The following is a 24,121-nucleotide window of genomic DNA, read 5'->3' as shown; positions in this document are numbered from 1 at the left end:
TCAGCAACGACGCAGACAACCACCGTGGCGTTACACCACTATGCGGGACTCCACTTCACGTAGTGCGATCCTCCGGTTGGGCACAAATAGACCTCGCCATAGAGGACCCTGCGTACTGGCCGTCTCCGAACAATCCCGGCGCGTTCATGGGTACGCCATTCATCAGCGGCATCACTCCGAAAATACTGCTGGGAGACGTCTCCGGGGACGGCCCTGGGGAAGGCCAGATCCTGCTTCCCGACAAGGGGCAGGGCCAGAGATACGCCCAGCTGCTCGGCAAGGAAATGAGCTTTGTGTACACGAAGGAAATCGGCCCTGGCAATGGGGAACCTGTTTCCATATCTCTCCGCGTCTCAGGTATCTATGACAACTCGTCGCCGGGTACGGATGGCGCACAGGCTGCTTACGTATCCAGTAAGGTGCTCCAGTCAACGCTCGCCAATGCCCGGCCGAATACAAAAGCGCTGACCTACCCCCGCGCATATGTTCGCGTTGACTCAGCAGACGAGGTGGTCAATGTACAGAACCAAGTCCGAGCGCTCGGATATTCAGTGAACAGCGTTGCGGGCCAAATCCGGTCCCTCTCAGGTCTCTTCGCTCTTCTCGCCCTGGTCAGCTGGGTGATCGGTGGGTTCTTGATCATCTTCTGCCTCGGGGTCGGAATGTCTGTTGGTGGCAGTTGGATCAAGCAGAGAGCTCGCGAAGTGGGTCTCCTCAAAGCCATCGGCTGGTCGGGGGCCTCGATAGCGGGGGTTTACATGGTCGAGTTGGCCGCAGTGGGTCTGATCATTAGCGTTGTGGGAGCGCTCCTGGGAACTCTTTGCTCCGTCATAGGAACGGCGGTCTTCAGCGGACTGCAGCTCGACCTCCTGCCGGTGGCTGCGTGGGCCATGCCCAACTGGTTGCTCGTGCTCGGGGCACTCTTCTGTGTTCCTATGTTCTTGTGCCTTGGGGCCGTTGGGCACGTCGCAAGACTCGCTCGGCTCGATGCGGATTCCTCGCTGAGGGACCTGTAGCTCCCCCAGCGCCCCAGACTCCGAGCAAACCGCCCCCGACCGCGTCTTCCGCCGTCGGGGGCGGTCCGAATACTTCGGCTTGGCGCGAGGTGTCCGCGACGTATTTGCCGGTCTTGAACCAGACGAGCATGGAGTTCATGTCCTTGACCATAGGGGTCCCGAACTCGAAGCCAGGATCTAGTCCAGATCTGCCCGGAATGCTTCAATGTCCACGCGCGGCAGGTGCCGGCGGCTGGCGATCAGTTGTTCTGTTTGGCGGCCGCGTCGGCGTACGGGCTGGAGCTCAGCCACCTCGTGGTCTTCGCGGGTAACGATCAACGTTTCGCCACGAGCGACCCGCTCAAGCACTTCGTCGCCATGGTTCCTTAGCTCGCGCACCGTCACAGTTCCCATGCACCAAGTGTGTCCCCGCTGATACGGGTGCGACAGCAATCCTCGTTGTGAACGTGTCCATCCAAGTCGGCGCCCCCACCCAGCTGGCAGGTGCTACAGGTAGCCCTTCACACTGGCGCGAAGAGCGTCAGCGTGTTCGTAGATGTCTTCAAGGGAGTCGATGGGAACACGCCGCTCCTCTTTGTGTTCGTCGAAAAGTCCGATGTACTTCTGTGTTCGGTTGAAATGCAGACGTGCTATCGGCCTGCGGTTATTGTCATCTAGGAGTACCGCGAAGTACGACTTGGCGTCGCGCTGGAAGACTCTTGAGGGCTTTACGTCGCTGCAAACGATCGCCCGGACAATCTGGTAGCCCTCGATTTCTTCGAGTGTGGTCTCAATACCATCGGCCTCGGCGAGGTCTGATTCAACCACCGGCTCACTCGTCACCTTCGGAAGAAGTGCCGAATCGTCGACCTGCGTAAAGGTCTGAGAGCCGAGGGCTTTCTTAAGACGTTCATTGGCCTGGTCGTTGAGAAACTGCTTCGATGCCTTTTTGACTAGCGAAGTGAACTGCTCGCGCACACGTTGCGTATATGGGCCGGTGTACACACGTGTGGTCAAGAACTTGACCCACTCGTCTTCAGGCTCGCGGAACTGGGCGGCCAGTGTCCGTTTTAGCTCGCCGATGTATTTCAGTTCGCCAGCTGCGTTGATGATCGAGTCAAGATCGAAGACATCTTTTGAGAGTTTCTGGAGTTCCGGCAGGAGCGAATCATCGATGTCATTGAGATCCAGCACCAAGAACGGCTTTTCGTCCATACGGTTCGGAGCATCGAGATCAGTGAAGAACTGATACACCTCGCCATTGGTGAGTATGGCAATCCGCGCATTTGTGACTGCAAAGTAGCGGAATAGTTGGGAAGCGTGTTCGATCCTTACCGGTCCAATGGACTTCTTGCACTCGATGAGGATCTGTATCTCGCCATCCTTCACGATGGCGTAGTCGATCTTCTCGCCTTTCTTGATTCCCACATCCGCTGTGAACTCCGGTACGACCTCAAGAGGGTTGAAAACGTCGTAGCCGAGGATCGTTGAGATGAACGGCATGACGAATGCGTTCTTCGTTGCTTCCTCGGTCTGAATAGCCTCGCGCTGCTGACGCACCTTTGCTGCAAGCGCCGATAGCCGTTCTGCGAATTCCATGTGTCCCCCTTGACCAATCCGACATTGAGCCAACCGTAGACCCGCGGTAGCAAGAGATCGCGGAAGTCGGGCGTGTCTGTTTACAAGCCACCTAAGCGACCGAGCCCCTCCCCAATTTCCCGCCCGATCCGCCGCAACAGGTCCGCCGACAACACAGGGTCCTTCGACGAGTCCAGATCCGTGTAGCCCGCCAGGGTGTAGACGTGAGAAAGCGACATCTCGGACCACCGCTCCTGCCGCAGCAACGAACGGCCGGCGACGGCGATGACCGGCCGCGTACCCGAGCGGCGCGCGACGGCGGCCGGCAGCTTTCCGGCGAGGGTCTGCTCGTCGATGCTGCCCTCGCCGGTGACCACCAGATCGCAGCTGTCCTTGCGGGTGTCGAAGTCCAGGAGGTCGAGGAAGTAGTCCGCCCCGGAGACCTGGGAAGCACCCAGCAGCATGCACGCGAAGCCGATCCCACCGGCGCTTCCAGCGCCCGGATGCTCGGCAACGGAAGCTGCATCCTCAAAGCCAACGGAGGCGAGCACAGAGACAAAATGCATCAGGCCGGCGTCGAGCGCTGCAACATCCGCAAGCGATGCGCCCTTCTGCGGACCGAACACCGCAGGAGCTCCGTCCGGCCCGCACAGCGGGTTGTGCACGTCGCTCGCAACAATCAGTTCCGTCTCGGCTAGCCCGGAAAGCAACGTCCCGAGAACGGAATGAACAAGGCCAAGGTTCCGCCCGTTGCCGTCCAAAGAACGGCCGGAGGCATCCAGGAAGCGGAAGCCCAGGGCGGTGAGCATGCCCATTCCTCCGTCGGTGCTCGCGCTGCCTCCGAGCGCCAGCACGATCCGAGCCGGCCTCAACGAAAGGGCAAAGAGAACAGCCTCGCCGAACCCGCGACTCGACGCATCCAGCGGCAAAAGCCGTCCGTCCGGCAAGAGCCCCAAACCGCAAGTGTTCGCTACCTCCACAACAGCAGTGGCGCCGTCGAACGCGATGCTCGCTTGTGCGGGCTGGCCAGTGGGGCCGCTCACCGTGCAGCCGTGGTGGGCGAACCCGGAGGTGACGGCGGCATCAACGCTGCCGTCACCTCCGTCCGCCAGCGGCAGCAGCTCACAGCGAACTGCTCCGACGGAACGCAGCCCTGTCGCCAGGGCGTCTGCCACCTCGCCGGCCGTGAGGCTGCCTTTGAACTTGTCGGGCGCGATGAGGACGGTTTTCGGGGCGGTTGCGTTACTCATGTCAGATGGATTCCGAATAGGCGGGGTGGCGATCGGCGGGCTGAAAGGGCTCGACGGCGGCAGCGGGCGCCGGAAGATCGGCCACCTGAATCGGCTCCACAGCTTCGCCCGCGAAGACACTGCGGACGCGGTCGGCGTCGAGGGTGCGGTCCCACCAGGCGATGAACAACGTGGCGACGGCGTTGCCCGTGAAGTTCACGAGGGCGCGGCATTCGGACATGAACTTGTCGATGCCGAAGATGAGCATGATGCCCGCGGCCGGGATGGTGCCGATGGTGGCCAACGTTGCAGTGAGAGCGATGAATCCGCCGCCAGCAACACCGGCAGCCCCCTTGGACGTAAGCAGCATGACGGCGATGAGGCCCAATTGCTGGCCGATGCTCAAGTGCGTGTTGGTGGCCTGGGCGATATACACGGCGGCCAGGGAAAGGTAGATCGCTGCGCCGTCGAGGTTGAAGCTGTAGCCGGTGGGGACAACGAGCCCCACTGTCTCCTTCTTGACCCCCGCATGCTCGAGCTTGCGCATCAGGCCCGGCAGCGCCGGTTCGGCGGTCGAAGTGCCCAGGATGATCAGGTATTCCTCTTTGAAATGCCTGATCATCGTGAAGATGTTCAGTTTCAGGAACGCCATGACGGAGCCAAGGACCACCACCACAAAGAGGATCGAGGTGACGTAGAACAGCGCGATCAACCCGCCCATGCTTGTCAGCGAGGACACACCGTACTTGCCGACCGCGAAGGCCATGGCGCCGAAGGCACCCAGCGGCGCGGCCTTCATGATGAAGCCCAGGATCTTGAACATCACGCCGGTGAGCCGCTGCACGCCGTCGAGCACGGGGGCGCCAAGCTTGCCCATCGCGTTCAACGCGATCCCGAAGACCACCGCGATGAAGATGATCTGGAGAATATCGCCCGCAATGAAGGGCTGGACGATGCTCGTGGGGATGATGTTGGTCAGGAACTGCCACCATTCCTGGTGCGCGCCGGCATCGATAAGCTGGGCCGCGGCAGCGGTGGTCTTGATGGTGCCCGCAGTAGCGTTGACGCCCTCGCCAAGCCGGAAGATATTGATCGCCACCAAACCGAACGCCAACGCACAAATCGTTCCGATCTGGAAGTACGTGAGAGCCTTGAGGCCCGTCATCCCGACCTTCTTCAGGTCCGCGACGCTCGCGATCCCGCCGACGATGGTCAGGAAGACGATCGGCCCGATGAGCATCCTCATCGCATTGACGAACGTGGTTCCGATCGGTTCCATGGCGATGCCTGCGGTCGGCGCGAGCCAGCCGAGCAGGACGCCAATGAGAATGGCGGTCAGTACCCAGAAATACAGTTGCCGGTACCAGCGTTTTTTGGGGGCCGGGGTCGGATGACCGGCGGTTGATGAGTGTCCCATGTTTCCTACCTCATTGTGGAAAATCTCTGGAGAAAGCTGAAAGGGTAAGCGGCGTCCCGAGGGCCCCGACGCGAGCTTGCGAGCGTTGGGAAGGGACCTCCGCGGCGTTCGACGGCGGCCGGCCAGCCGCCGTCGAACGCCACCGGAGTTGCGGCTGCTTTAGACGGCGGCCAGCGAGTGGCTAAGAGCCTTGATGATGGCTTCGGTGACGTCGTCCGTGGTGGCTTCGCCGCCGACGTCGCGGGTCAAGAACCCGGCGGCGGTGGTCTGCTCGATGGCGGCCTCGACCAGGCGGGCTTCCTCGTGCAGTCCGAAGTGGTCCAGCATCAGGGCGGCGCTGGCGATGGCCCCGATCGGGTTGCTGATGCCCTTGCCCGCGATGTCCGGCGCGGAACCGTGGACGGGCTCAAACATCGACGGGAAGCGCCGCTCAGGGTTCAGGTTTGCGCTCGCGGCGAGGCCGAGGCTGCCGGCGAGGGCGGAGCCGAGATCGGAGAGGATGTCGGCGTTCAGGTTGGACGCGACCACCACTGACAGTTCCTCGGGGTGGAGGATGAACTTGGCGCTCATGGCGTCGACCAGGACGCTCTCGGTCCGCACGTCCGGGTAGTCGAGGGCGACGCGTTGGAAGGTTTCGTCCCAGAGGACCATGCCGTACTGCTGGGCGTTGGACTTGGTGACCGACGAGACTTTCTTGACCGTGCGGGTCCGGGCGAGCTCGAAGGCGAAGCGCATGATGCGCTCGCAGCCTTTCTCAGTAAACAGTGCGGTTTGCAGCGCTACTTCGTTCCCCGGGCCGCGCCCGCTCAGGTTGCGTCCGCCGAGGCCGGCGTACTCGCCTTCGCTGTTTTCGCGGACAACGATCCAGTCGAGCTCGGTGTTGTCAGCTTTGCGGAGCGGGGACTGGATGCCGGGGAGGAACTTGACCGGGCGGATGTTGGCCCACTGGTCGAAGTTCTGCGTGATGTTCAGGCGCAGGCCCCAGAGGCTGATGTGGTCCGGGACGTTCTCCCAGCCGACGGCTCCGAAGTAGATGGCGTCGAAGTCCTTGAGGGCGTCCAGGCCCCTGGGGTCCATCATCTGGCCGGTCTTCTCGTAGTAGCCGCAGCCCCACGGGAACTCGGTCCATTCAAAGGCGAACTTACCGGCGGAGTTCGCGGCCAGGGCGTCCAGGACGCGGCGTCCCGCGGAGACAACTTCTTTGCCCACACCGTCTGCGGGGATCGATGCGATGCTGAATTTCTGGGTGGCGCTCATGCCTACCTCCTCGTTGAGTTTGTTAGCAGAGTCACACTGCTTTCCTCTTCAAGTAGACGGGCGGCGGGTAGGTGGCGTCCAAGACTTAGTTTCGATACAACTGATAGGTAATGCCTATTGGTTTCTAGTTATTGGTGCGCGCGGTGTGCTCCGCGGCGACCTTCAAGAACGCTTTGGCCGCCGGAGTGAGGTTGTCCTTGCGGCTGAGCACCGCGACATCCAGATGGGTCACCGGTTCGACGAGCATTGTGCGCAGCCCGGCCTTGTGCGCGGTGGGAGCCCACGACGACGGCATCACCGCGTGCCCGACGCCCGCCAGGACCAGGGGCAAGATGGAGGTCCGGTGGGCAACTTCGACGACGATCTCCACCTCGACGCCGTGCGCCAGGGCGTCATCCACGAGCCAACGCATAAGGGAGCCTCGTTGGCTCGCAATGATGCGCTGGCCCCCGAGATCCTCGCGTTGGATGGCCGTTTGCTCGGCGCCGAAGGAGTCGGCCTGCGGATTGACGATCAGGATGAGCGGTTGCTTTTCGAGTTCGATGACCTCGACGCCTGGAACCAGGATCGGCGTAGGCGAGCCGGCCAGGCCGATCTCGGAGCTGCCATTCCGGACTGACTCGATAACTTCTTCGGGAGTGAACGCGGCACTGACGTTGAGCCGGACTGCGGGGTAAACCTCGGTGAAGGCGGCGATCATGGACGTCAGCGGCTCGATGCCGGGGGACGGCATGGTGATGATGTCGAGTCGACCGCTCCTGATCCCCTGGAGTGACTGGACCGCTGATTGCGCGGCGTCGAGATCCCGCATGACGAGTCTGGCCGGGCCGACCAGCTCTTTGCCGGCTTCGCTAAGGACTGCCCTGCGGCCGATGCGGTGGAAGAGCGGAACGCCGAGCTCCTTCTCGAGGCTGGCGATCGTCTGGGAAAGCGAAGGTTGGGCGATGAGCAGATGCTCGGCAGCGCGGTTGAATCCGTCGTGGTCGACGACGGCGAGGAAGTACTTCAGTTTTCGCGTGTCCACAGTGCGGCTCCTCTGGCTGGGCTTCCGACACGATCGATAGCCTACGCCTATCAGTGACGCAAGCGATGGTCGGGCTGTCTGGGTTCCTTCGGTGGCACTTTCTTTGCCCTTCCCAAAAATTTTCAAAATTTTTTCGGTTCTTTCGCTTGGACGGGTCTTTTTCGGCCTAAAAATGTCGTAGGTCCCTGCGAGGCTTTTCTTATGGCCGGTATTCGGGGAACGCAGCTGATCGGATCGGGTGCGCCTTCGGGCGGTGCGGGTCCGGAGGCTGCCGTACCGGGCGTCTGCGTGCGGGACCTGATCGGCGCCGTTGCTTCGCTTCGGCCAGGTTCCGACCGCGCCGAATTGATTGACCAGTTGCGTGCCCTGGAGGACTTGAAGTCCGCGGCAGCGGCCGCGCAGGCCAGGATCGCCGTCGCGTTCGATGCCGTCCAGCGCAGCGCCGACGCCGCGGCCGGGGTCCCGGCCGAGGAACGCGGACGCGGCGTCGCAGCCCAGGTGGCTTTGGCCCGGCGGGAATCCCCCGCCAAAGGATCCCGGCTCCTCGGACTCGCGAAAGCGCTGGTCACCGAAATGCCGCGCACCCTCGCCGCCCTCGACAGCGGGCAGTTGAACGAATGGCGCGCCACCTTGCTCGTGAAGGAAACAGCCTGCCTGTCCGCCGAAGACCGCTGCGCCGTGGACGAGGAACTCGCCGCCGACACCGGAACCTTCGACGGCGCCGGAGACAAGGCCATCCTCGCGGCCGCCCGGGCCGCGGCCTACCGGCGGGACCCCCGCACCGTCACCGAACGCGCCAGCCACGCCGCCACCGAACGGCACGTCAGCCTCCGCCCGGCACCGGACACCATGACCTACCTGACCGCGCTGCTTCCCGTCGCCCACGGGGTGGCCGTGCACGCTGCCCTGTCCCGGCACGCCGACACCCTCCGCAACGCCGGAGAGGACACCCGCACCCGGGGACAGATCATGGCCGACACCCTGGTCGAACGCACCACCGGCACCCCCGCAGGAATCAGCGGCGTGGAGATCCAGCTCGTCATGACCGACCGCACCCTCTTCCAAAGCGACGCAGAACCAGCCCGGCTCCCCGGCTACGGCATCGTCCCCGCCCGCTGGGCACGGTCACTGCTCAGCGGCAGCAGCGGCCATGGAACGTCCGCTCCAGGTCAGACCGAGGACGGACAAGCAGGTCCCGGCCACAATCACGATTTGAAGGTCTGGCTCCGGCGCCTCTACACCGCCCCCGGAACCGGGGAACTGGTCGGCGTCGACTCCCGTGCCCGGCTGTACCCGCCCGGGCTGCGGCGCTTCATCCAGGCCCGCGACGACACCTGCCGCACCCCCTACTGCGACGCACCCATCAGACACATCGACCACATCATCCCCTGGCACCACGGCGGCACCACCAGCCTGGCCAACGGGGCAGGGCTCTGCGAAGCCTGCAACCACACCAAAGAACTCCCCGGCTGGACAGCACAAACCGGGACGGCAACAACAAGCCCCGGGACACGGCACGTCCTCGACATCCGCACCCCCACCGGACACCACTACCGATCAACAGCCCGGCCCCTGCCAGGAACGCCTTTGAACGGAGACCCGCCCGTCATGGCTGCGCACTATTTCGGGGACCTGTTTCGCGCGCGCCACGGACAGGACGTGCCGGCCGCTTAGGCACGCACAAACCCGCCCGGCCGTGTATTGGTAGTGCCATCCAGTCAGAACGCAGGGCCTCCCGTTTCGCCCAGCGGGTATTCGCGCTGGAGTTGGGCAACTTTGGGGTCGTCCTCGTCAGCTCCGTAGTCCGAATTCCGGGTGATGTCCTTGCCGTCGGGGAGCTTCATCGCCCGGAAGACCAGGGACAGGACGGCAGCAATAATGAGGTTGATCGCGAATGCCACGACGGCGATGTAGACCTGCACGTTGGTGCCGGGGATGGCAGCGATGGAGCCGCCGAAGTTCGCCTTCGTCACGGGGTTGACCACGTTGTACGCCGCGACGGTGCCGTAGGCAATCCCGGCCACCCAGCCCGCGAAGAGGGCCCAGCGGTGGAACCAGCGGGTGTAGAGCCCTGCCACGATCGCCGGGAAGGTCTGCAGGATCCAGATGCCGCCGAGGAGCTGCATATTGATGGCCGCCGACTGGTCCATCGCGATCACGAAGATCAGCGCCCCGAACTTCACCACGAGCGAGGCGATCTTGGAGACCTTCGCTTCTTGCCGCGGGTCGGCGTCGGGCCGTATCAAGTCCCGGTAGATATTGCGGGTGAACAGGTTGGCGGCAGCGATCGACATGATGGCGGCCGGAACCAACGCGCCGATGGCGATGGCCGCCAGGGCAATACCGGCAAACCAGGCCGGGAAGTTGTCCAGGAACAGTTGCGGAACCACCAGTTGCGGATTGACGGCACCGTTCAAGTCAATCGGCTTGGTGCCCGCGGAAATGGCCGCGTACCCCAGGAGGGCAAGGAATCCCAGCAGCAGCGAATACAGCGGAAGGACCGCCGCGTTCTTGCGGATCGTGTTCCTGCTCTTGGTCGCCAGGACTCCGGTGACCGAGTGCGGGTACATGAACAGCGCCATGGCCGAGCCAAGGGCCAGCGTCCAGTACGCGGAATAGCTGGCGGCACCCGGGATGAAGACACCCGCCGGCTTGCCTGTGGCCGGGCTGACGGCGTCGAGTTTCGTCTGGGCTGCACCGAAGATGTTGTCCCAGCCCCCGAACTTGATTGGCAGGTAGATCACCGCAACGATGACCGCGAGGTAGATCAGCAGATCCTTCACGACGGCGATAAGCGCCGGCGCCCGCAGGCCCGAGGTGTAGGTGTAGGCGGCCAGGACCACGAAGGCGATGATGAGGGGCAAGTCGGTCAGCAGCACATTCTGCGCACTGCCGAGGCCCAGCACGGTGAGCACCGCCTTGATGCCAACCAATTGCAACGCGATGTAGGGCATGGTCGCGACAATCCCCGTGAGGGCCACCGCAACCGTCAACGCCCTGCTGCCATAGCGCCCGCCGACGAAGTCAGCCGGTGTGACGAACCCATGCCGGTGCGAGACCGACCACAAACGGCTCATCAAAAGGAACACGATCGGGTAGAGCACGATCGTGTACGGCACGGCGAAGAAGCCGCTCACGGCGCCGGTGGCCCACATTGCCGCCGGGACTGCCACAAACGTGTAGGCCGTGTAGAGGTCCCCGCCAAGGAGGAACCACGTGACCCACGTTCCGAACCCGCGGCCGCCAAGGCCCCACTCATCGAGGCTGTGCAGGCCCGTCTCCTTGCCCGCGCGCCAGCGCGCGGCGAAGAAGCCCAGCACCGCCACGAGGATGAAGAGGACGACGACGACGGTGAGCGCGACGCCGTTGACGGGCCGGTCCGCTGTGGTCGCCAGCGGGACAGTGAGCGCGCTCATTGTTCCTGCTCCTCGGTGCGTGCGCCTCGTCCGCCCCGCACTGCTTCTCGGCGCCGACGGTCCTCCTTGGTGACCAAGCGATAGGAGATGCCCACCATGCCCGCGGTGATAGGGACCCAGAGCATTTGGTACCAGTAGAAGAACGGCATGCCGGCGAGCCGCGGTTGATCAATCGAGTACGCGGGGACGAACAGCGGAACCAGAATGGCGACGGCCAGCAGGATTCCGGCCGCAATATAGGGACCGGGCCTTGCGGGCCCCCGGGTCGGCACATCGGGAGTGGACATGGACGCCTCCTCAGAGAGACGGCCCCCGGAGCGGGATGGGCTTCCCGGGACGAGCCGGCGGCCTGATGGACCGTATGTGTACCGGTTCATCAACAGAATAGATTCTGGATTAATTCTTTGACAGGGGCAGTGCCCCCGCTCTTTTCGCGGCCGGGTTTGATGCCGCCTGTTTGTCATCCGTCTTGACTAGAGCTGGTAATGTCCGTGACGTCCGCTCCTGCGGGCGTTGTTTGCAGGCGCGGGTCTCTTCCGTTGCCAAAACGGAAGGAAATTCATATGAACGCGTCGATCCTGCGCGCTCCCAGGCGGCCGAAACTTGTTCGACCCCGTATCCGGAAAGGCATCGCCGGGTACGTGGCCCTGCTCATGGCGGGCATCGTCCTCGCCGCCCCCGGCGCCGGCGCGGCTTCCGCGGCTCCCACGACGACTTCACCGTCACCCTCTCCGTCCGCGACGTCAAGTACCTCGAATGACCATGCGATGGGTTCAACGGTCCGCAGTCATGAGACCGCTACGCCAACGCGGATGTCTGCCCAGGCCGTAGCGCCTGCTTCGGTGGCGTCCGGGGTGCCGGGGATGGATGTCAGCAGCCACCAAGGCAATGTGGACTGGCCCACCGCGGCCGCAAATGGCGCCAAGTTCGCCTACGTCAAGGCCAGTGAGGGCACCGGTTACGCCAACCCGTACTTCGCCAGCCAATATGCCGGATCCGCAAACGCCGGACTCTTGCACGGCGCCTACCACTTCGCGCTTCCCGACGCGTCCTCAGGAGCGGACCAGGCCAACTACTTTCTGCAGAGCGGCGCAGCCTGGACCCCGGACGGGAAGACCCTTCCTGCCCTCTTGGACATCGAATACAACCCGTATGGAAGTACTTGCTACGGATTGAGCCAAGGGGACATGGTGAATTGGATCTCCGATTTCGCCACGACCATCCTGTCCAAGACCGGGCGCCTGCCTGCCATTTACACCACCACTGACTGGTGGACAACGTGCACCGGCAATGCGGCGGGTTTCGGAAACCACCCCCTGCATATTTCCTATTTCTCGACTGACGCCGGACCGCTGCCGGCCGGCTGGCCGGACTACACCTTGTGGCAGAACTCCGATACAGGCGTTTTTCCCGGCGACCAGGACGTCTTCAACGGCACCCTCACCCAGCTGACCGACTTCGCCACCAACCCGGGCCCCATCTTCTCGGACATTTCCGGGGACCCGTTCACGTCCGAAATCAACTGGCTTGGTTCCCGTGGCATCTCCACCGGGTGGACCGCGTCCGACGGGTCGAGGAACTTCAACCCCCTGACGGCGGTAGCTCGGGACGCAATGGCTGCCTTCATGTACCGCCTGATGGGCAGCCCGGCGTTCACCCCGCCGGCGACGTCGCCATTCACTGACGTCGCCACGAACAATCCGTTCTACAAGCAGATCACCTGGCTTGCGATCAACGGCATCAGTACGGGATGGACCGAGTCCGACGGAAGCAAAACTTACCGTCCGTATCTTTCGGTCAACCGCGACGCCATGGCCGCTTTCATGTACCGCCTCGCGGGTAGCCCGGCCTTCACGGCACCGGCGACGTCGCCATTCACCGACGTCGCCACTGACAACCCGTTCTACAAGCAGATCACCTGGCTCGCAAACAGCGGCATCAGTACGGGATGGACCGAGTCCGACGGAAGCAAAACCTACCGTCCGTATCTAGCGGTCAACCGCGACGCCATGGCTGCTTTCATGTACCGGTACAACACCAATTTCGGGACGATGCACTGACAGGAACGCCCTGCAAATGAAACTGCAGAGGGCGGCCACCGATGCCGGTGACCGCCCTCTGTCATGTGTGAATTTGGTTAGCCGTCAGACACGTTGGCCCGACTCACAGGGAACCGTCAGTGAAATCATCAGTGAACTGAACTGATGAAGCGGGGTGTGAACGGTAGGTCCTCCAATCTGACCTTCCCGGAAGCTGACAGGGCCAATGCGTTGGCGGCGGCAGCGCGTTGTGGCGAGCCGAGGGTCTCGGCTCGCGGAGGAGCGGTAGGCCCGCCAGCTACGTCCCCGCCAGCCATTCCGGCTCGAAGTCCGGATGGTCGGAATAAGGAAGCGCAAGGGCATTCAACGATTTCGTGGTCCATTCGATCGATTCCGGAATCCACTGCGGCGAATCACCAAGCGTGCCGCGAACCATCGTGGCCAGGGCCGCCTGCCGTGCGGATTCCACGATGCCGAGCAGCCTTCTCTTTGATTCGCATTCCAGGAGAAGACGTCGCTCGTACCATTTGCCCGCCTCGGAGACGGAACGGTCGCCGAGGAGTTTCCGCGCCGCAGCTTCGTCCTCACTCAGACGGTCCGAGAGGAAATCGACGATGTCCACAAACTGAGCGTACGCGTCCCTCGCGGCTGCGGAAACGGCCGCCCCAGCTAAGCGGGGTCGGCTTGCTTTTCGCGCTGGAGCTCGACGGCGGGAGCGGCGGCGGAGGACGAAGCGGCGGCAGTGGCCACCGGGATGTTGACGTGCGGGAGGGCGTTGAAGTGGCTCCGGGCCATGCCGCCGAACTCGTAGGCGGTCTCGGCATGCTCGGACAGGTCCACTCCGGCGAGCTCCGCCTCGTGGCTGACGCGGAATCCTATGGTCTTGTGGATGACAAGGCCGATGATTGCCGTCATGATTCCGGACACCGCGAGGGTGACAAGGATGGCGACGATCTGCGCCACGAGCTGCTGGAGTCCGCCGCCGTAGAACAATCCTCCACCCTTGCCGTTCACAGGCAAGGCGATGAATCCGAGCGCGAGCGTGCCCACAAGGCCGCCCCCAAGGTGGACGCCTACGACGTCGAGGGAGTCATCGAAGCCGAACTTGTGTTTCAAGTCGACAAACACGGCGCAGGCGGCGCCTGCCAGCAAACCCAGGCCGAGGGCCGCAGCAGGAGCCACGTTGGCACAAGCCGGAGTAATGGCCACAAGGCCGGCAACGACGCCGGAAGCCGCACCCAAAGATGTGGGGTGGCCATGCCGGATTTTCTCGGTGAGCAACCAGCTGAGCATGGCCCCGGCCGGGGCAACCAGGGTATTGACCCAGATCAAGCCGGCCTGCGCCGACGTCGTGGCCGCACCGGCATTGAAACCGAACCAGCCGAACCAGAGGAGGCCGGCGCCAAGCATGATGAAGGGGAGGTTGTGCGGGCGGTGGTTCGGATCTTTTCCAAAGCCGTGGCGCTTGCCCAGGATCAGGGCCAGGACAAAGGCGGCAGCTCCGGAGCTGATCTCCACCACTGTGCCGCCGGCGAAGTCGATCACCTGACCGAAGACCGAACTGATGGCTCCGCCGGGGCTCAGGAGGCCGCCGCCCCAGACCATGAAGGCCAAAGGGCAGTAGACCAGGGTGATCCAGATCGGGACGAAAACGACCCAGGAGGTGAATTTGGCACGATCGGCGATAGCGCCGCTGATCAGGGCCACGGTGACGATGGCGAAAGTAGCGCTGAAACCAAGCTTGATGAGATCGGTGGAACCGACCAGGTCTGCCGAGCCGAAGCTGCTGAACGGATTGCCGAAAATGCCCAGGACACTCTTGCCGCTGATCATTGAGTAGCCCCACAGGATCCAGACGGCGCCTACGATGCCCGCGGAGATGAAGCTCATCATGATCATGTTGAGGGAGGCCTTGGCCCGGGTCATGCCACTGTAGAAGAGGCCGAGTGCCGGAGTCATGAGCAGTGCAAGTGCCGCCGACACCATCACCCAAACGTTTTCCGCAGTGATATTCACGTGCGCTTCCCTTCTGATCGGAATGCCGTAGGAGGACCGTTGCAGCGTGGTCCCGTTCTTCCCCTGCCCAATATTTCCGGTTCCGTGTTTCAAGCAATGCGAGGAAAAATTGCGGGCACGTTACATAACTTGTCTAGGCGTGAAGAACGCATGACAGGCGTGTTTCGGGAATGTTAACTCCGTCTCCGCAGGGACGCCGGGTCACCCGGAGCGGACGTGCGGGATGCCGGTGATTCCGCGGAATCCAAGGCCGAAGGAGGTGAAATCCTCCCATCCGGCCGGAATGCCGGACATTTCTTCCACGTGAACGGCGGCTCACCGCCTCCAAAGGGATGTTTCAGCCGGACGCTGGCGCGCCAGGGCCACCGCGTGCACACTTAGCCTGTGAAGCCGTTTCTCCTGCTCGCATCTCGTGCCGAAGACGCCGCCGCCGAGGAAGAGTACCAGGCGTATCTCCGTTTTGGAGGGCTCGCTCCCAAGCAGCTGCAACGCATCCGGATGGAAGCGGCGCCACTTCCCCCGCTTGAGCTCTCCGACTACTCCGGCGTGATCGTGGGCGGCAGTCCGTTCACTTCGAGCGACCCTCCGGAACACAAGAGTCCGGTCCAGAAACGGGTGGAGAAGGAACTCGCTCACCTGCTGGACACGATTGTGGCCTCCGACTTTCCCTTTCTGGGGGCCTGCTATGGGGTCGGAACCCTGGGCCTTCACCAGGGCGCGGTGATTGACCGCACCTACGGTGAAGGGCTTGGAGGGGTAACCATCAAGCTCACGGCGGAGGGCCTCCAGGACCCCCTCCTCCAAGGCATGTCCGAGCGCTTTGTCGCCTTTACGGGCCATAAGGAAGCCTGCACGGTCCTGCCGGGACACGCGGTGTTGCTGGCCGGTTCGGCCGCCTGCCCGGTGCAGATGTTCCGCATCAAGAGCAATCTTTACGCCACGCAATTCCATCCGGAGCTGGACGCCGAGGGGCTCGTCACCCGGATCGACACCTATCGCCACGCCGGATATTTCCCGCCCGAGGCTGCTGAACAGCTGATGGCGGACGCCCGGAAGGTCACGGCGACCGAACCGATGAAGATCCTCGGCAACTTTGTCCGCCGATACGCGATTCCTCAATAACGTCGGCGGAATGAAGCACAATAGGCGCATGACCTTTGCAAACGTGGGCAGTCTCGGCACGAAACCCGGCCAGCGCGACGCCGTCGTGTCCATCCTGCTGACACCGAAACCTGAACTCCGGGGCGCGGGTTGCCTTCTCTACGAGGTGGGCATCAATGACGAAGCGCCGGACACGGTGTTTGTCTGCGAACTGTGGGAATCGGCAGAAGCGCACCGAGGGTCGCTGGAGTTGGACAGTGTCCGGGCCGCGATAGCCGAGGCAATGCCGCTGCTGTCCGGAGAGATGGGTGGCACGCGGTTCACTGTATTGGGCTCACCAATCCGCGACGCTTGATATTCACCCAGGTGACACGCGGCTGACGGACAGGGTTTTCATAGCTCCCACATAGCTGCAGTAGCTACGGTTGCATCATTATGGAAGAGCAAGAGCCCCGTCGTCCCGGCCAAAGGTCCGGACGAAAGAGAAGCCGGTGGAACCAGTGGAGCCCTCGCCGGCGTCGATCGGCCTTGCTGACAGCCTGCGCCGCCATTCTGGCTCTGACCCTGACGGCCACGGTCTACTCAGCTGCGCACGCCCGCCCCGCTTCCGATTTCGTTTCGGCCCCGACGGCACCCTCGGGTGACCCGGCCGCGGCTGCCCCGACGACGACGGCGGCTAGCCCTACGGCGGCGGCTTCGGCTCCTGCCCCGGTAGCCGCTGCGCCGGCCCCGACGGCGGCCGCAGCACCGGCCCCGACGGCGGCAGGAACTGTGACGCCCGCGCTTGATGGGCAAATCAATGCGATCATCGACGCCAACAATGGGTACCAGATCGGCGTGGCCCTGATTGATCTGTCCGATGGTTCGACGCACCAATACGGGGTCCAGGATCCGTTCGAGGCAGCAAGCACAGCCAAGGTGCTGTCAGCGATTGCCTACTACCACCTCGTCGAAACAGGCGCAGCGTCGCTCGACGATCCTTTGGGGGACTACACCTCGGGCTTCCAAATCAAGGAAATGATCCAGGACAGCGATAACGACTCATGGTCGTTGATCATGGACACCATCGGTCACCCACAGTTGCAGGCCTACGCCACGTCAATCGGGATCAACTACGACCCGGAGAACAACACCCTGACCCCCGCCGAGATGGCCAGTATCATGGCTGGTCTCTACGACGGGAAGCTCCTGAACCAGCAGGACACGGCGCAGTTGTTGTCCTATATGCAGAACACCAACTACGAATCACTGATCCCCGCCGCAGTGCCGGCCGGAATCACCGTTTTCCACAAATATGGACTGCTCGACGACGAACTCCACGATGCCAGCATCCTCACCAACGGGACCAAGAGCTATGCCTTCGTGGTCTACACCAAGGGCCAGGACGAGAGCGACATCCCCGCCCGCACCGACATCTTCCACCAGCTCACCCAGGCTGTGGTGGGCGGCCTGTTCTAAAGGGACCCAGGCTACTTTTCAATATCACGACGCCGGCCGTGCAGTCAGACTGACTGTACGGCCGGCGTCGTTGTTCCCTTGGGCGCTGAGCGCCTGTCGCGATGTTCGCTTATACCTATATGCCTCCTTTACTCATGGGGTCGGGCCAATTACCTATCAGTCGGTTATTGTCCTGCATGGTCTTCTCCTGACTAGACGTGTCCTGCGCTGGTGGCGCAGTTGGTCGTGCCTGCCAAAAGGGCAGGAGCGGCCTGGTCAGTCGGGGGAAGATCCAGGATCGAATGCAGGTTCGGTTGAAGGCGTTTGCCTGCGGTCGGGTATCGGACAGTGGCCGGGCGGGGGCGCGAGTCCACGTTGTTCGGGCAGATCTGCCGCGCCAAAAGTGGAACCGCCCTCCGGGCCCGACATCGATCCGGCCTCATGCGGCGACGCAGCCGCGGAAGCCGGCGCGTCAGGCGGAGGTCCGCCCGGAACCGTAGACACATCCGACGGCGCGAATACAGCAGGGGGAGCGAAGACAACACCGTCCGGGAATCCGGAAGTCCTTGTGCTCGCTCCTGAGCCGGCCTGGACGGCAGGTGGAACGGGGTTCGTATGGACAAGCGTGGAGGGGCCAGTGAGCGCCGCGCCGGGTCCAGCACGCGGGGGAGCAGCGGGGACAGCAGGAACACTTGGTCCTGTATTCCGCAGTATTACGGGCACCCGCGGCAATTCCGGCACGGAAGGACCCTCCGTCAACGCCGCGAGTTCCTTGAGCGTGTTGGTGACCACGCGCTGCACGCCGTGGGCGACCCCGACCACCGGCGTCACGGCGTGGTCTGTTAGCTGACGGACCACGGCCCCAGGAACTGTGGCCAATTGACTCGGGACTGCAACCCCGGAGGGGTCCTGGTTGACGAGCCGTCCCAGGGGATCGGCAAGGGGAACCGGAGGGAGGGAAACCGAAGGTGCCGGGACAGCCGGGATCCCCGGCATGGCGTCGGTGGCTTGCGAAGGACCGGCGAGCCACAGCAACCATGCCAATGCGCCGAAAGCGGCGAATAGCAGGGGGCGTAACACATAAATGCCACGGCGCCCCAGAGACCTGGCCAAACACTCCACCTCCCCAGTGCGGTGTTTGGAAACTAAGGTACGCCGGTCGTGGTCGGCAGTCCATAGCTAAGCATGCTTAGTTCCAGAATTCGGGAAGCAACAGGAATCCTGGATCCTCGCCGGGTCACCGCTGCCTTCCACGAGGCCGCAGCACCCCGGCCATCTCGGTGACTGCGCAGCAAGACCGCGTCCATGGTCGACGTCGGCTGGTCATCGAGGTAGATGGTACCGCTGGTGGGTTCGATGAGGCGGTTGATCAGGGTACGCCTTGGTGACATTTTCAAACGTGACTATTTCTGTTTCATGCCTTCCTGGGGCACTTCATGGTCTCCGGAGGGTTCCACGAAGATGTTGTCCGCCACCCTCGCCAGTTCCTCGCCAAATGTCTGCGCCTTCGCTTCGCCCAAGCGGTAGCTCGGTGCGACGATGCTGAGGGCTGCCACGGTGCGGCCGCCGATCACGATGGGTGCGGCGACGGCCGTGATGTCGTCTTCTACGCCGCTTCGCACGATGGCGAAGCCGCGGCCGTTCTGCCCGCCAGTCAGGACCTTCCCGGCGGCGGATCCTTCCAACGGAATGCTCCTGCCGACCCAACTGGTGTGCCGGACAGAGTGCGTACCTTCGACGATGGCAATGTAGATACCGGTTTCCCCAGGACCGGGAATACTCAAATAGCAGGATTCGCCCGTTTCAGCCACCAACCGCTTCATGTGTGGCGTGCAGAGCGATACGAGGGACTCCTGTCCCAACGCGAGGGCTCCCAACTGGATCACGCTGGCGCCGGGACGGAAGTTTCCACCCGGATCCCGCTTCACGAATCCGCTGCCTTCCAAGGTGCGGAGGAGACGGAGTGCGGTGCTGGCTGACAAGTCAACAACACGTGCGGCGTCGCTCAGGCTGATGCAGCCATCGGTGCAGACCGCGCTCAGGAGGGCCAAAGCCCTTTCGACCGTCCGTGTGGAGGAATCTGCTGCCACTGCTTGGCCTGCTTTCAAGTGGTCTGAATCACCATGTCTTGCCACTAAGTAAAAATGAACTTTCATCGGGTGGCAATAGATTTCTGGAAATTGTCTGAGATTCCGGGATTTGAGACATTCTGTGGCGCCAGGGCATATCGGTGGTGTTCGGGCCCGTTAATTGTCGCGGTTCCGTGTCGGAACCCTTGTCATGGGGTGGCATCTGGTTTTTACTTGGTGGCAGACATAATCGGAGGAACACGTGAATACCGTCAATCAGCTCCTTGACTCAATCAAGGACGTGGGCCGCGATGCGGCGCGCGGGGGATACTCGAGGGCCGTCTACTCGACGCCCGAGCTCGACCTCAGGCACTGGTTCATCGAACAAGCCCAGCACCGCGGCCTCGAGGTCGAGACCGACCGCAACGGCATCATCTGGGCCTGGTGGGGAAAGCCCCAGGACGGCGCGCTCGTCACAGGAAGCCACCTCGATTCCGTCCCGGGAGGAGGGGCCTTTGATGGGCCGCTTGGCGTCGCGTCCGCACTCGCCGCCGTCGATGTCCTCGTTTCCCGCGGTCTTGAGCCTGGGCGTTCCCTGGCCATCACCGTCTTCCCGGAAGAGGAAGGATCCCGCTTTGGGGTGGCCTGCCTGGGTTCGCGACTATTGACTGGCGCCATCGACATCGACAAGGCGCTGAACCTGCGCGACGTCGACGGCAACACTTTCGCCGACGTCGCCCGAAGCAACGGCCTGGATCCCCGGCACGTCGGACCCGATCCGGAGGCCATGGCGCGAATCGGCAGCTTCGTTGAACTGCATGTGGAACAGGGAAAGGGACTGGGCCAAGGCGGGCCGACCATCGCCGTCGGAAGCTCCATCCTGGGCCATGGCCGCTGGAAACTGAGCGTCAGCGGCCAAGGCAACCACGCCGGGACGACCCTCATGACCGACCGCGCCGACCCGATGGTTGCGGCCGCGCAGATCGTCGTTGCAGTCCGCGACACGGCGGCGAGGCAGCCGGATGCGCGGGCCACCGTGGGGCGCTTGACCCCGGTTCCCGGCGGCACCAACGTGATTGCCTCGCGCGTCGATCTCTGGCTCGACGCCCGGCATCCCGACGACGCCGTGACCGCACAACTGATCGAATCCATTTACCGCGCAGCCCGGGAAATCGCGGCGGGCGAGGGATGCACCGTTAGCCTCACCGAGGAGTCCTACAGCGACACCGTGCACTTCGATCCCGAGCTGAGCCGACGCATCGGCGAGCTCCTGCCGGGAGCACCCGTGCTCGCGACCGGCGCCGGGCACGACGCCGGAGTCTTGGCTGGACATGTCCCCTCGGCGATGCTTTTCGTGCGCAACCCGAGCGGAATCTCCCATTCCCCGGAAGAATACGTGGCTGACGAGGACGCCTCAGCCGGCGCCGTCGCCCTCGCCGACGTTCTGGAGGGACTCTTGTGAGCGGGTTCTGGTGCGAAACCGCCTTGGTAAACGTCGACGGCGGCAGCGACGGCGGTGCGGTTGTCGCCGCCGGTGTGCGGCTGGAAGTGCTCGAGGGCCGCATCTCCGGGATCTTGACCGGCGTCGGGCCCGAAACGAGTGACCGGATATTGAACGGTGTGGTCTTCCCCGCGGCGGCAAACGCCCATTCGCATGCTTTTCACCGGATCCTGCGTGGACGGACCCATGACGGGCGCGGCGACTTCTGGGTTTGGCGGGAGCAAATGTACAGGAGCGCTGCGGAACTGACACCGGAGAAATACGAGAAGCTCGCCACGGCGGTCTTCGCCGAAATGGTGGTCTCGGGTTTCAGCAGCGTGGCCGAGTTCCACTACGTGCACCACCAGCCCGACGGAACGCCGTACCCGGAACGGCACGCGATGGAACTGGCGTTGGCAAGGGCAGCCGTTGCGGCCGGGATCCGACTGACATTGCTGGACACCCTGTACCTCGCGGGAGGCATCGGGACGCCGCTCAGCCCGGAACAGGCACGGTTCGGCGACGCCGATGCCCAAGCCTGGCTGGACCGGCTCGGCTCACTGCGCGCCGAGGTAGCGCAGGGCTTCCCGGCGGACATGGTGGGCGTGGGGGCAGCCCTGCATTCCGTCCGCGGAGTGCCCGAGGAAGCGCTCAAGACCGTCGCGCGGCAACTGCCTGCGGACATCCCGCTCCACATCCACCTCAGCGAACAACCGGCCGAGAACGATGCCTGCCTGCAGGCCTACGGTGTCACCCCCGCTGGGCTTCTCGCCCGGCACGGACTGCTGTCCCCGAGGCTCTCCGCGGTCCACGCCACGCACCTGACGCCGGACGACGTCCAGCTCCTCGGGGACGCGGGAGCCACCGTCGTGATGTGTCCCAGCACCGAAGCCGATCTTGCCGACGGCATCGGGCCGGCACGCGAATTGTCCGACGCCGGAGCGACCATCGCGCTGGGAACGGACCAGCACGCGGTGATCGATCCCTGGATTGAAATGCGCACCTTGGAACACGGAGAACGACTCGGCTCCGGCCAACGGGGCAGGTTCTCCCCCCAGGAACTGCTGCGCGCCGCCACCATCGGTGCAACAGCTTCCATGTCCACGCCCATAGCGTCGGCACTGGAGGTAGGGGCAGTGTGCGACCTCATGGCCGTGGCCCCGGACTCGGCGCGGACAGCCGGTTCCATGCCGCAACAGTTCGCGTTCAGCGCGACCGCGAGCGACGTCACCGCCGTCGTGGTTGCCGGGGAGCTGGTGGCCTCCAACGGCGTCCATGTTCGGCTGGGTTCTCCGGGGAGCCTGCTCACCGAGGCGCTGAAGGAGTTCTCCTAGGTGCCGTGGCCCGGCCGTCACGCTGAGCAGGTTTTTGGAGGAGCTGCCAGCGCTCCACCCCGGAATTCCGGGGCGCCCGGATGCCGAAGCCACCAAAAGATTGCGTGGCGTGACAGGGCCGGAGCCTGGTTCAGTAGTGCCGAAACCGACGACGGCGGGTGCGTGCCGCCGTCGGGCATCGACGCCTATCAGTCGAGCGGGAGGGTAACGGTGACGCAGGTTCCGTTGCCTGGACTGGAGGCGACGGAGACCTCGCCGCCCACTTCGCTGACCGCGATGGACATGAGGCGGAGCCCGAATCCGTGGTGTGGACCGGCGGGTGTTGCCTGGCCGTCGAAGCCGGCGCCGTTGTCTGTGATTGTCAGCCGGATCCCGTGGTAGACCGCGGCGAGCCGGACGGTGACGTCGTGGGCATGCGCATACTTGAACGCATTGCTGAGCACTTCTTTGGCTGCGTGGTAGAGCAAGGACGCGGAGTCGGACGAGATTTCGACTCCATGGTGCGGCGTCTCCCAGTGGATTTCGGTCCCTTCCCGGCGGAGCGGGGCGGCCAAGCGGTCGATGCAGCCCGCGAGCCCCAAAGCGTGGAAGTCAACGGGTTGCTGATCGGTGATCACTCCGTTGATGGCGGTGACTTCGTCCCGGGCTGTTGTTGTCTTCATGGCCGGTCCTGCTCCCCTTGCAGCTTTGGTGCTTTCGCCGGCGAATGGGTTCCGCCTGGGCTTGCATTAAGACTGGACCCGAGGAGTTAAGGTTCCCGCGATATTCAGTTAGTTTCGTCCTAATTTCTTGTCAGGAATTTTCGAGGAAGCCAAGCAAGGCCTGGTTGACCTCGGCACCATGCGTCCACAGCAAGCCGTGCGGGGCGCCGTCGATCTCCACATATTTGGCGCCGGGGAGCGCTTCGGCGAACCTGCGGCCGGTGACGTCGATGGGGAGGATGTTGTCCGCGGTGCCGTGCACGATCAAGGCGGGCACGTCGATCTTGGGGATGTCGGACCTGAAATCGGTGAGCCACGTGGGCTGCGCTGCCACCGAGGCGAAGGCGCCGGATTGGGCTGCCAGGTTCCAGCTGGCGGCGACTGCTTCGTGGCTCAAGCGGTGCGTTCCGAGGAAAGTGGAAGCGTTGTAGAAGTTGTTGAAGAATTCGGTGAAGAACGCGTAGCGGTCGGAAATGACGGCTTCGGAGAGTCCGTCGAACACGGACTGCGGGACGCCTCCGGGGTTGTCCGCGGTCTGCAGGAGGAACGGTTCCAGGGATGCCAGGAACACGGCCTTGGCCACCCTGGCCGAGCCGTACGTGCCAAGGTAGCGGGCCACTTCTCCGGTCCCCATCGAGAAGCCCACGAGGACGGCGTCGTTGACATCGAGGGTGTTCAACAGGGTGTTAAGGTCCGCGGCGAAGGTGTCGTAGTCGTAGCCCACGGTCGGCTTGCTGGACTTGCCGAAGCCGCGGCGATCGTAGGTGATGACCCTGTAGCCGGCGTTGAGCAGCGCGGCGGTCTGCTTCTCCCAGGACGAACCATCCAGCGGATAGCCGTGGATCAAAACCACTGCCTGGCCGGTCCCGTGGTCCTCGTAGTAGATCTCGATCCCGGTGCTGTTTTCATTTCCGACGGTGATGTAAGCCATGACTACGGTCCTTTCGTAGCGGATCTTGCCGAGCGTTTCCAGCCTACTGTCCGGGTACGACGGTGGCACACCCTCCGCCCCGCTTCGCCCTGAGGGA

The 24,121-nt window shown here is 63.5% G+C and carries 23 protein-coding genes; 8 read left to right on the top strand and 15 right to left on the bottom strand.

The window, feature by feature from the left end:
- The first annotated feature begins 146 nt into the window (after positions 1–146).
- Positions 147–1,016, top strand: a complete 870-nt coding sequence (locus QRN45_RS18100; RefSeq protein WP_284764206.1) for an ABC transporter permease — start codon at positions 147–149, stop codon at positions 1,014–1,016.
- Between the two features lie 177 nt (positions 1,017–1,193).
- Here QRN45_RS18100 and QRN45_RS18095 read toward each other — a convergent pair whose 3' ends face one another.
- The 6 genes from QRN45_RS18095 to QRN45_RS18070 all read right to left on the bottom strand — a co-directional run bounded on the left by QRN45_RS18095 (position 1,194) and on the right by QRN45_RS18070 (position 7,500).
- Entirely contained in the window at positions 1,194–1,409 is a 216-nt protein-coding gene (locus QRN45_RS18095; RefSeq protein WP_264636991.1) for a type II toxin-antitoxin system Phd/YefM family antitoxin, read from the bottom strand.
- A gap of 93 nt (positions 1,410–1,502) precedes the next feature.
- On the bottom strand, positions 1,503–2,594 hold the full coding sequence (locus tag QRN45_RS18090) for a type I restriction endonuclease (protein ID WP_264636990.1): 1,092 nt from the start codon (positions 2,592–2,594) through the stop codon (positions 1,503–1,505).
- An 80-nt stretch (positions 2,595–2,674) separates the two neighbouring features.
- The gene (locus QRN45_RS18085; protein ID WP_284764205.1) at positions 2,675–3,823 is read right to left on the bottom strand and encodes a glycerate kinase; all 1,149 of its coding nucleotides are present in this window, start codon (positions 3,821–3,823) and stop codon (positions 2,675–2,677) included.
- 1 nt (position 3,824) lies between these two features.
- Positions 3,825–5,219, bottom strand: coding sequence for a C4-dicarboxylate transporter DctA (gene dctA, locus QRN45_RS18080; RefSeq protein ID WP_264636988.1), 1,395 nt, complete (start codon positions 5,217–5,219; stop codon positions 3,825–3,827).
- A 159-nt stretch (positions 5,220–5,378) separates the two neighbouring features.
- Positions 5,379–6,476 carry a tartrate dehydrogenase gene (locus QRN45_RS18075; RefSeq protein WP_264636987.1) on the bottom strand — a complete coding sequence of 366 codons (1,098 nt, stop codon included), beginning with the start codon at positions 6,474–6,476 and terminating at the stop codon, positions 5,379–5,381.
- A 124-nt stretch (positions 6,477–6,600) separates the two neighbouring features.
- On the bottom strand, positions 6,601–7,500 hold the full coding sequence (locus QRN45_RS18070; protein ID WP_284764204.1) for a LysR family transcriptional regulator: 900 nt from the start codon (positions 7,498–7,500) through the stop codon (positions 6,601–6,603).
- Between the two features lie 201 nt (positions 7,501–7,701).
- Here QRN45_RS18070 and QRN45_RS18065 point away from each other — a divergent pair, with 201 nt between their 5' ends.
- The gene (locus QRN45_RS18065; RefSeq protein ID WP_284764203.1) at positions 7,702–9,174 is read left to right on the top strand and encodes an HNH endonuclease; all 1,473 of its coding nucleotides are present in this window, start codon (positions 7,702–7,704) and stop codon (positions 9,172–9,174) included.
- Positions 9,175–9,218: 44 nt separating this feature from the next.
- Here QRN45_RS18065 and mctP read toward each other — a convergent pair whose 3' ends face one another.
- Complete coding sequence (gene mctP / locus QRN45_RS18060) at positions 9,219–10,916, bottom strand: monocarboxylate uptake permease MctP (RefSeq protein WP_284764202.1); 1,698 nt, start codon at positions 10,914–10,916, stop codon at positions 9,219–9,221.
- A complete protein-coding gene (locus tag QRN45_RS18055) occupies positions 10,913–11,203 on the bottom strand; it encodes a DUF3311 domain-containing protein (protein ID WP_241710423.1) in 291 nt (96 codons plus the stop codon). Before QRN45_RS18055 ends, mctP begins: the two co-directional genes overlap by 4 nt.
- A 276-nt stretch (positions 11,204–11,479) precedes the next feature.
- Between QRN45_RS18055 and QRN45_RS18050 the strand changes: the two genes are divergently transcribed.
- Positions 11,480–12,976 carry a lysozyme gene (locus tag QRN45_RS18050; RefSeq protein WP_284764201.1) on the top strand — a complete coding sequence of 499 codons (1,497 nt, stop codon included), beginning with the start codon at positions 11,480–11,482 and terminating at the stop codon, positions 12,974–12,976.
- A 277-nt stretch (positions 12,977–13,253) separates the two neighbouring features.
- On the opposite strand, the gene QRN45_RS18045 is transcribed toward QRN45_RS18050, so the two are convergent.
- Together QRN45_RS18045 and QRN45_RS18040 are read right to left on the bottom strand one after the other, a co-directional pair.
- A complete protein-coding gene (locus QRN45_RS18045) occupies positions 13,254–13,577 on the bottom strand; it encodes a DUF6221 family protein (RefSeq protein WP_284764200.1) in 324 nt (107 codons plus the stop codon).
- Positions 13,578–13,624: 47 nt separating this feature from the next.
- The gene (locus tag QRN45_RS18040; protein ID WP_284764199.1) at positions 13,625–14,971 is read right to left on the bottom strand and encodes an ammonium transporter; all 1,347 of its coding nucleotides are present in this window, start codon (positions 14,969–14,971) and stop codon (positions 13,625–13,627) included.
- 384 nt (positions 14,972–15,355) lie between these two features.
- Here QRN45_RS18040 and QRN45_RS18035 point away from each other — a divergent pair, with 384 nt between their 5' ends.
- The 3 genes from QRN45_RS18035 (at position 15,356) to QRN45_RS18025 (ending at position 17,530) form a co-directional block, all read left to right on the top strand.
- Positions 15,356–16,093 (top strand): glutamine amidotransferase, encoded by a 738-nt coding sequence (locus tag QRN45_RS18035; protein ID WP_241710420.1) that lies wholly within the window; start codon positions 15,356–15,358, stop codon positions 16,091–16,093.
- 28 nt (positions 16,094–16,121) lie between these two features.
- Entirely contained in the window at positions 16,122–16,427 is a 306-nt protein-coding gene (locus QRN45_RS18030) for a putative quinol monooxygenase (protein ID WP_241710419.1), read from the top strand.
- Positions 16,428–16,600: 173 nt separating this feature from the next.
- Complete coding sequence (locus QRN45_RS18025) at positions 16,601–17,530, top strand: serine hydrolase (protein WP_284764198.1); 930 nt, start codon at positions 16,601–16,603, stop codon at positions 17,528–17,530.
- Positions 17,531–17,785: 255 nt separating this feature from the next.
- On the opposite strand, the gene QRN45_RS18020 is transcribed toward QRN45_RS18025, so the two are convergent.
- The 3 genes from QRN45_RS18020 to QRN45_RS18010 all read right to left on the bottom strand — a co-directional run bounded on the left by QRN45_RS18020 (position 17,786) and on the right by QRN45_RS18010 (position 19,644).
- The gene (locus QRN45_RS18020; protein WP_284764197.1) at positions 17,786–18,589 is read right to left on the bottom strand and encodes a hypothetical protein; all 804 of its coding nucleotides are present in this window, start codon (positions 18,587–18,589) and stop codon (positions 17,786–17,788) included.
- 65 nt (positions 18,590–18,654) lie between these two features.
- The gene (locus QRN45_RS18015; protein ID WP_284764196.1) at positions 18,655–18,900 is read right to left on the bottom strand and encodes a hypothetical protein; all 246 of its coding nucleotides are present in this window, start codon (positions 18,898–18,900) and stop codon (positions 18,655–18,657) included.
- 12 nt (positions 18,901–18,912) lie between these two features.
- Complete coding sequence (locus QRN45_RS18010) at positions 18,913–19,644, bottom strand: IclR family transcriptional regulator (RefSeq protein ID WP_284764195.1); 732 nt, start codon at positions 19,642–19,644, stop codon at positions 18,913–18,915.
- Positions 19,645–19,840: 196 nt separating this feature from the next.
- On the opposite strand from QRN45_RS18010, the gene QRN45_RS18005 reads away from it, so the two are divergent.
- On the top strand, positions 19,841–21,040 hold the full coding sequence (locus tag QRN45_RS18005) for an allantoate amidohydrolase (RefSeq protein ID WP_284764194.1): 1,200 nt from the start codon (positions 19,841–19,843) through the stop codon (positions 21,038–21,040).
- Positions 21,037–22,392 carry a formimidoylglutamate deiminase gene (locus QRN45_RS18000; RefSeq protein WP_284764193.1) on the top strand — a complete coding sequence of 452 codons (1,356 nt, stop codon included), beginning with the start codon at positions 21,037–21,039 and terminating at the stop codon, positions 22,390–22,392. The genes QRN45_RS18005 and QRN45_RS18000 overlap by 4 nt, the downstream gene beginning before the upstream one ends.
- A gap of 188 nt (positions 22,393–22,580) precedes the next feature.
- Here the strand turns inward: QRN45_RS18000 and QRN45_RS17995 are convergent, their stop codons facing one another.
- Complete coding sequence (locus tag QRN45_RS17995) at positions 22,581–23,054, bottom strand: sensor histidine kinase (protein WP_241710406.1); 474 nt, start codon at positions 23,052–23,054, stop codon at positions 22,581–22,583.
- 130 nt (positions 23,055–23,184) lie between these two features.
- A complete protein-coding gene (locus tag QRN45_RS17990; RefSeq protein WP_241710405.1) occupies positions 23,185–24,024 on the bottom strand; it encodes an alpha/beta fold hydrolase in 840 nt (279 codons plus the stop codon).
- Between the last annotated feature and the right edge of the window lie 97 nt (positions 24,025–24,121).

The sequence above is a fragment of the Arthrobacter sp. efr-133-R2A-63 genome (genome assembly GCF_030209795.1).
GTDB lineage: Bacteria > Actinomycetota > Actinomycetes > Actinomycetales > Micrococcaceae > Arthrobacter > Arthrobacter bambusae_A.
Note: the sequence above shows the minus strand (reverse complement) of the source record. Positions and strands in the feature narration are given on the sequence as shown.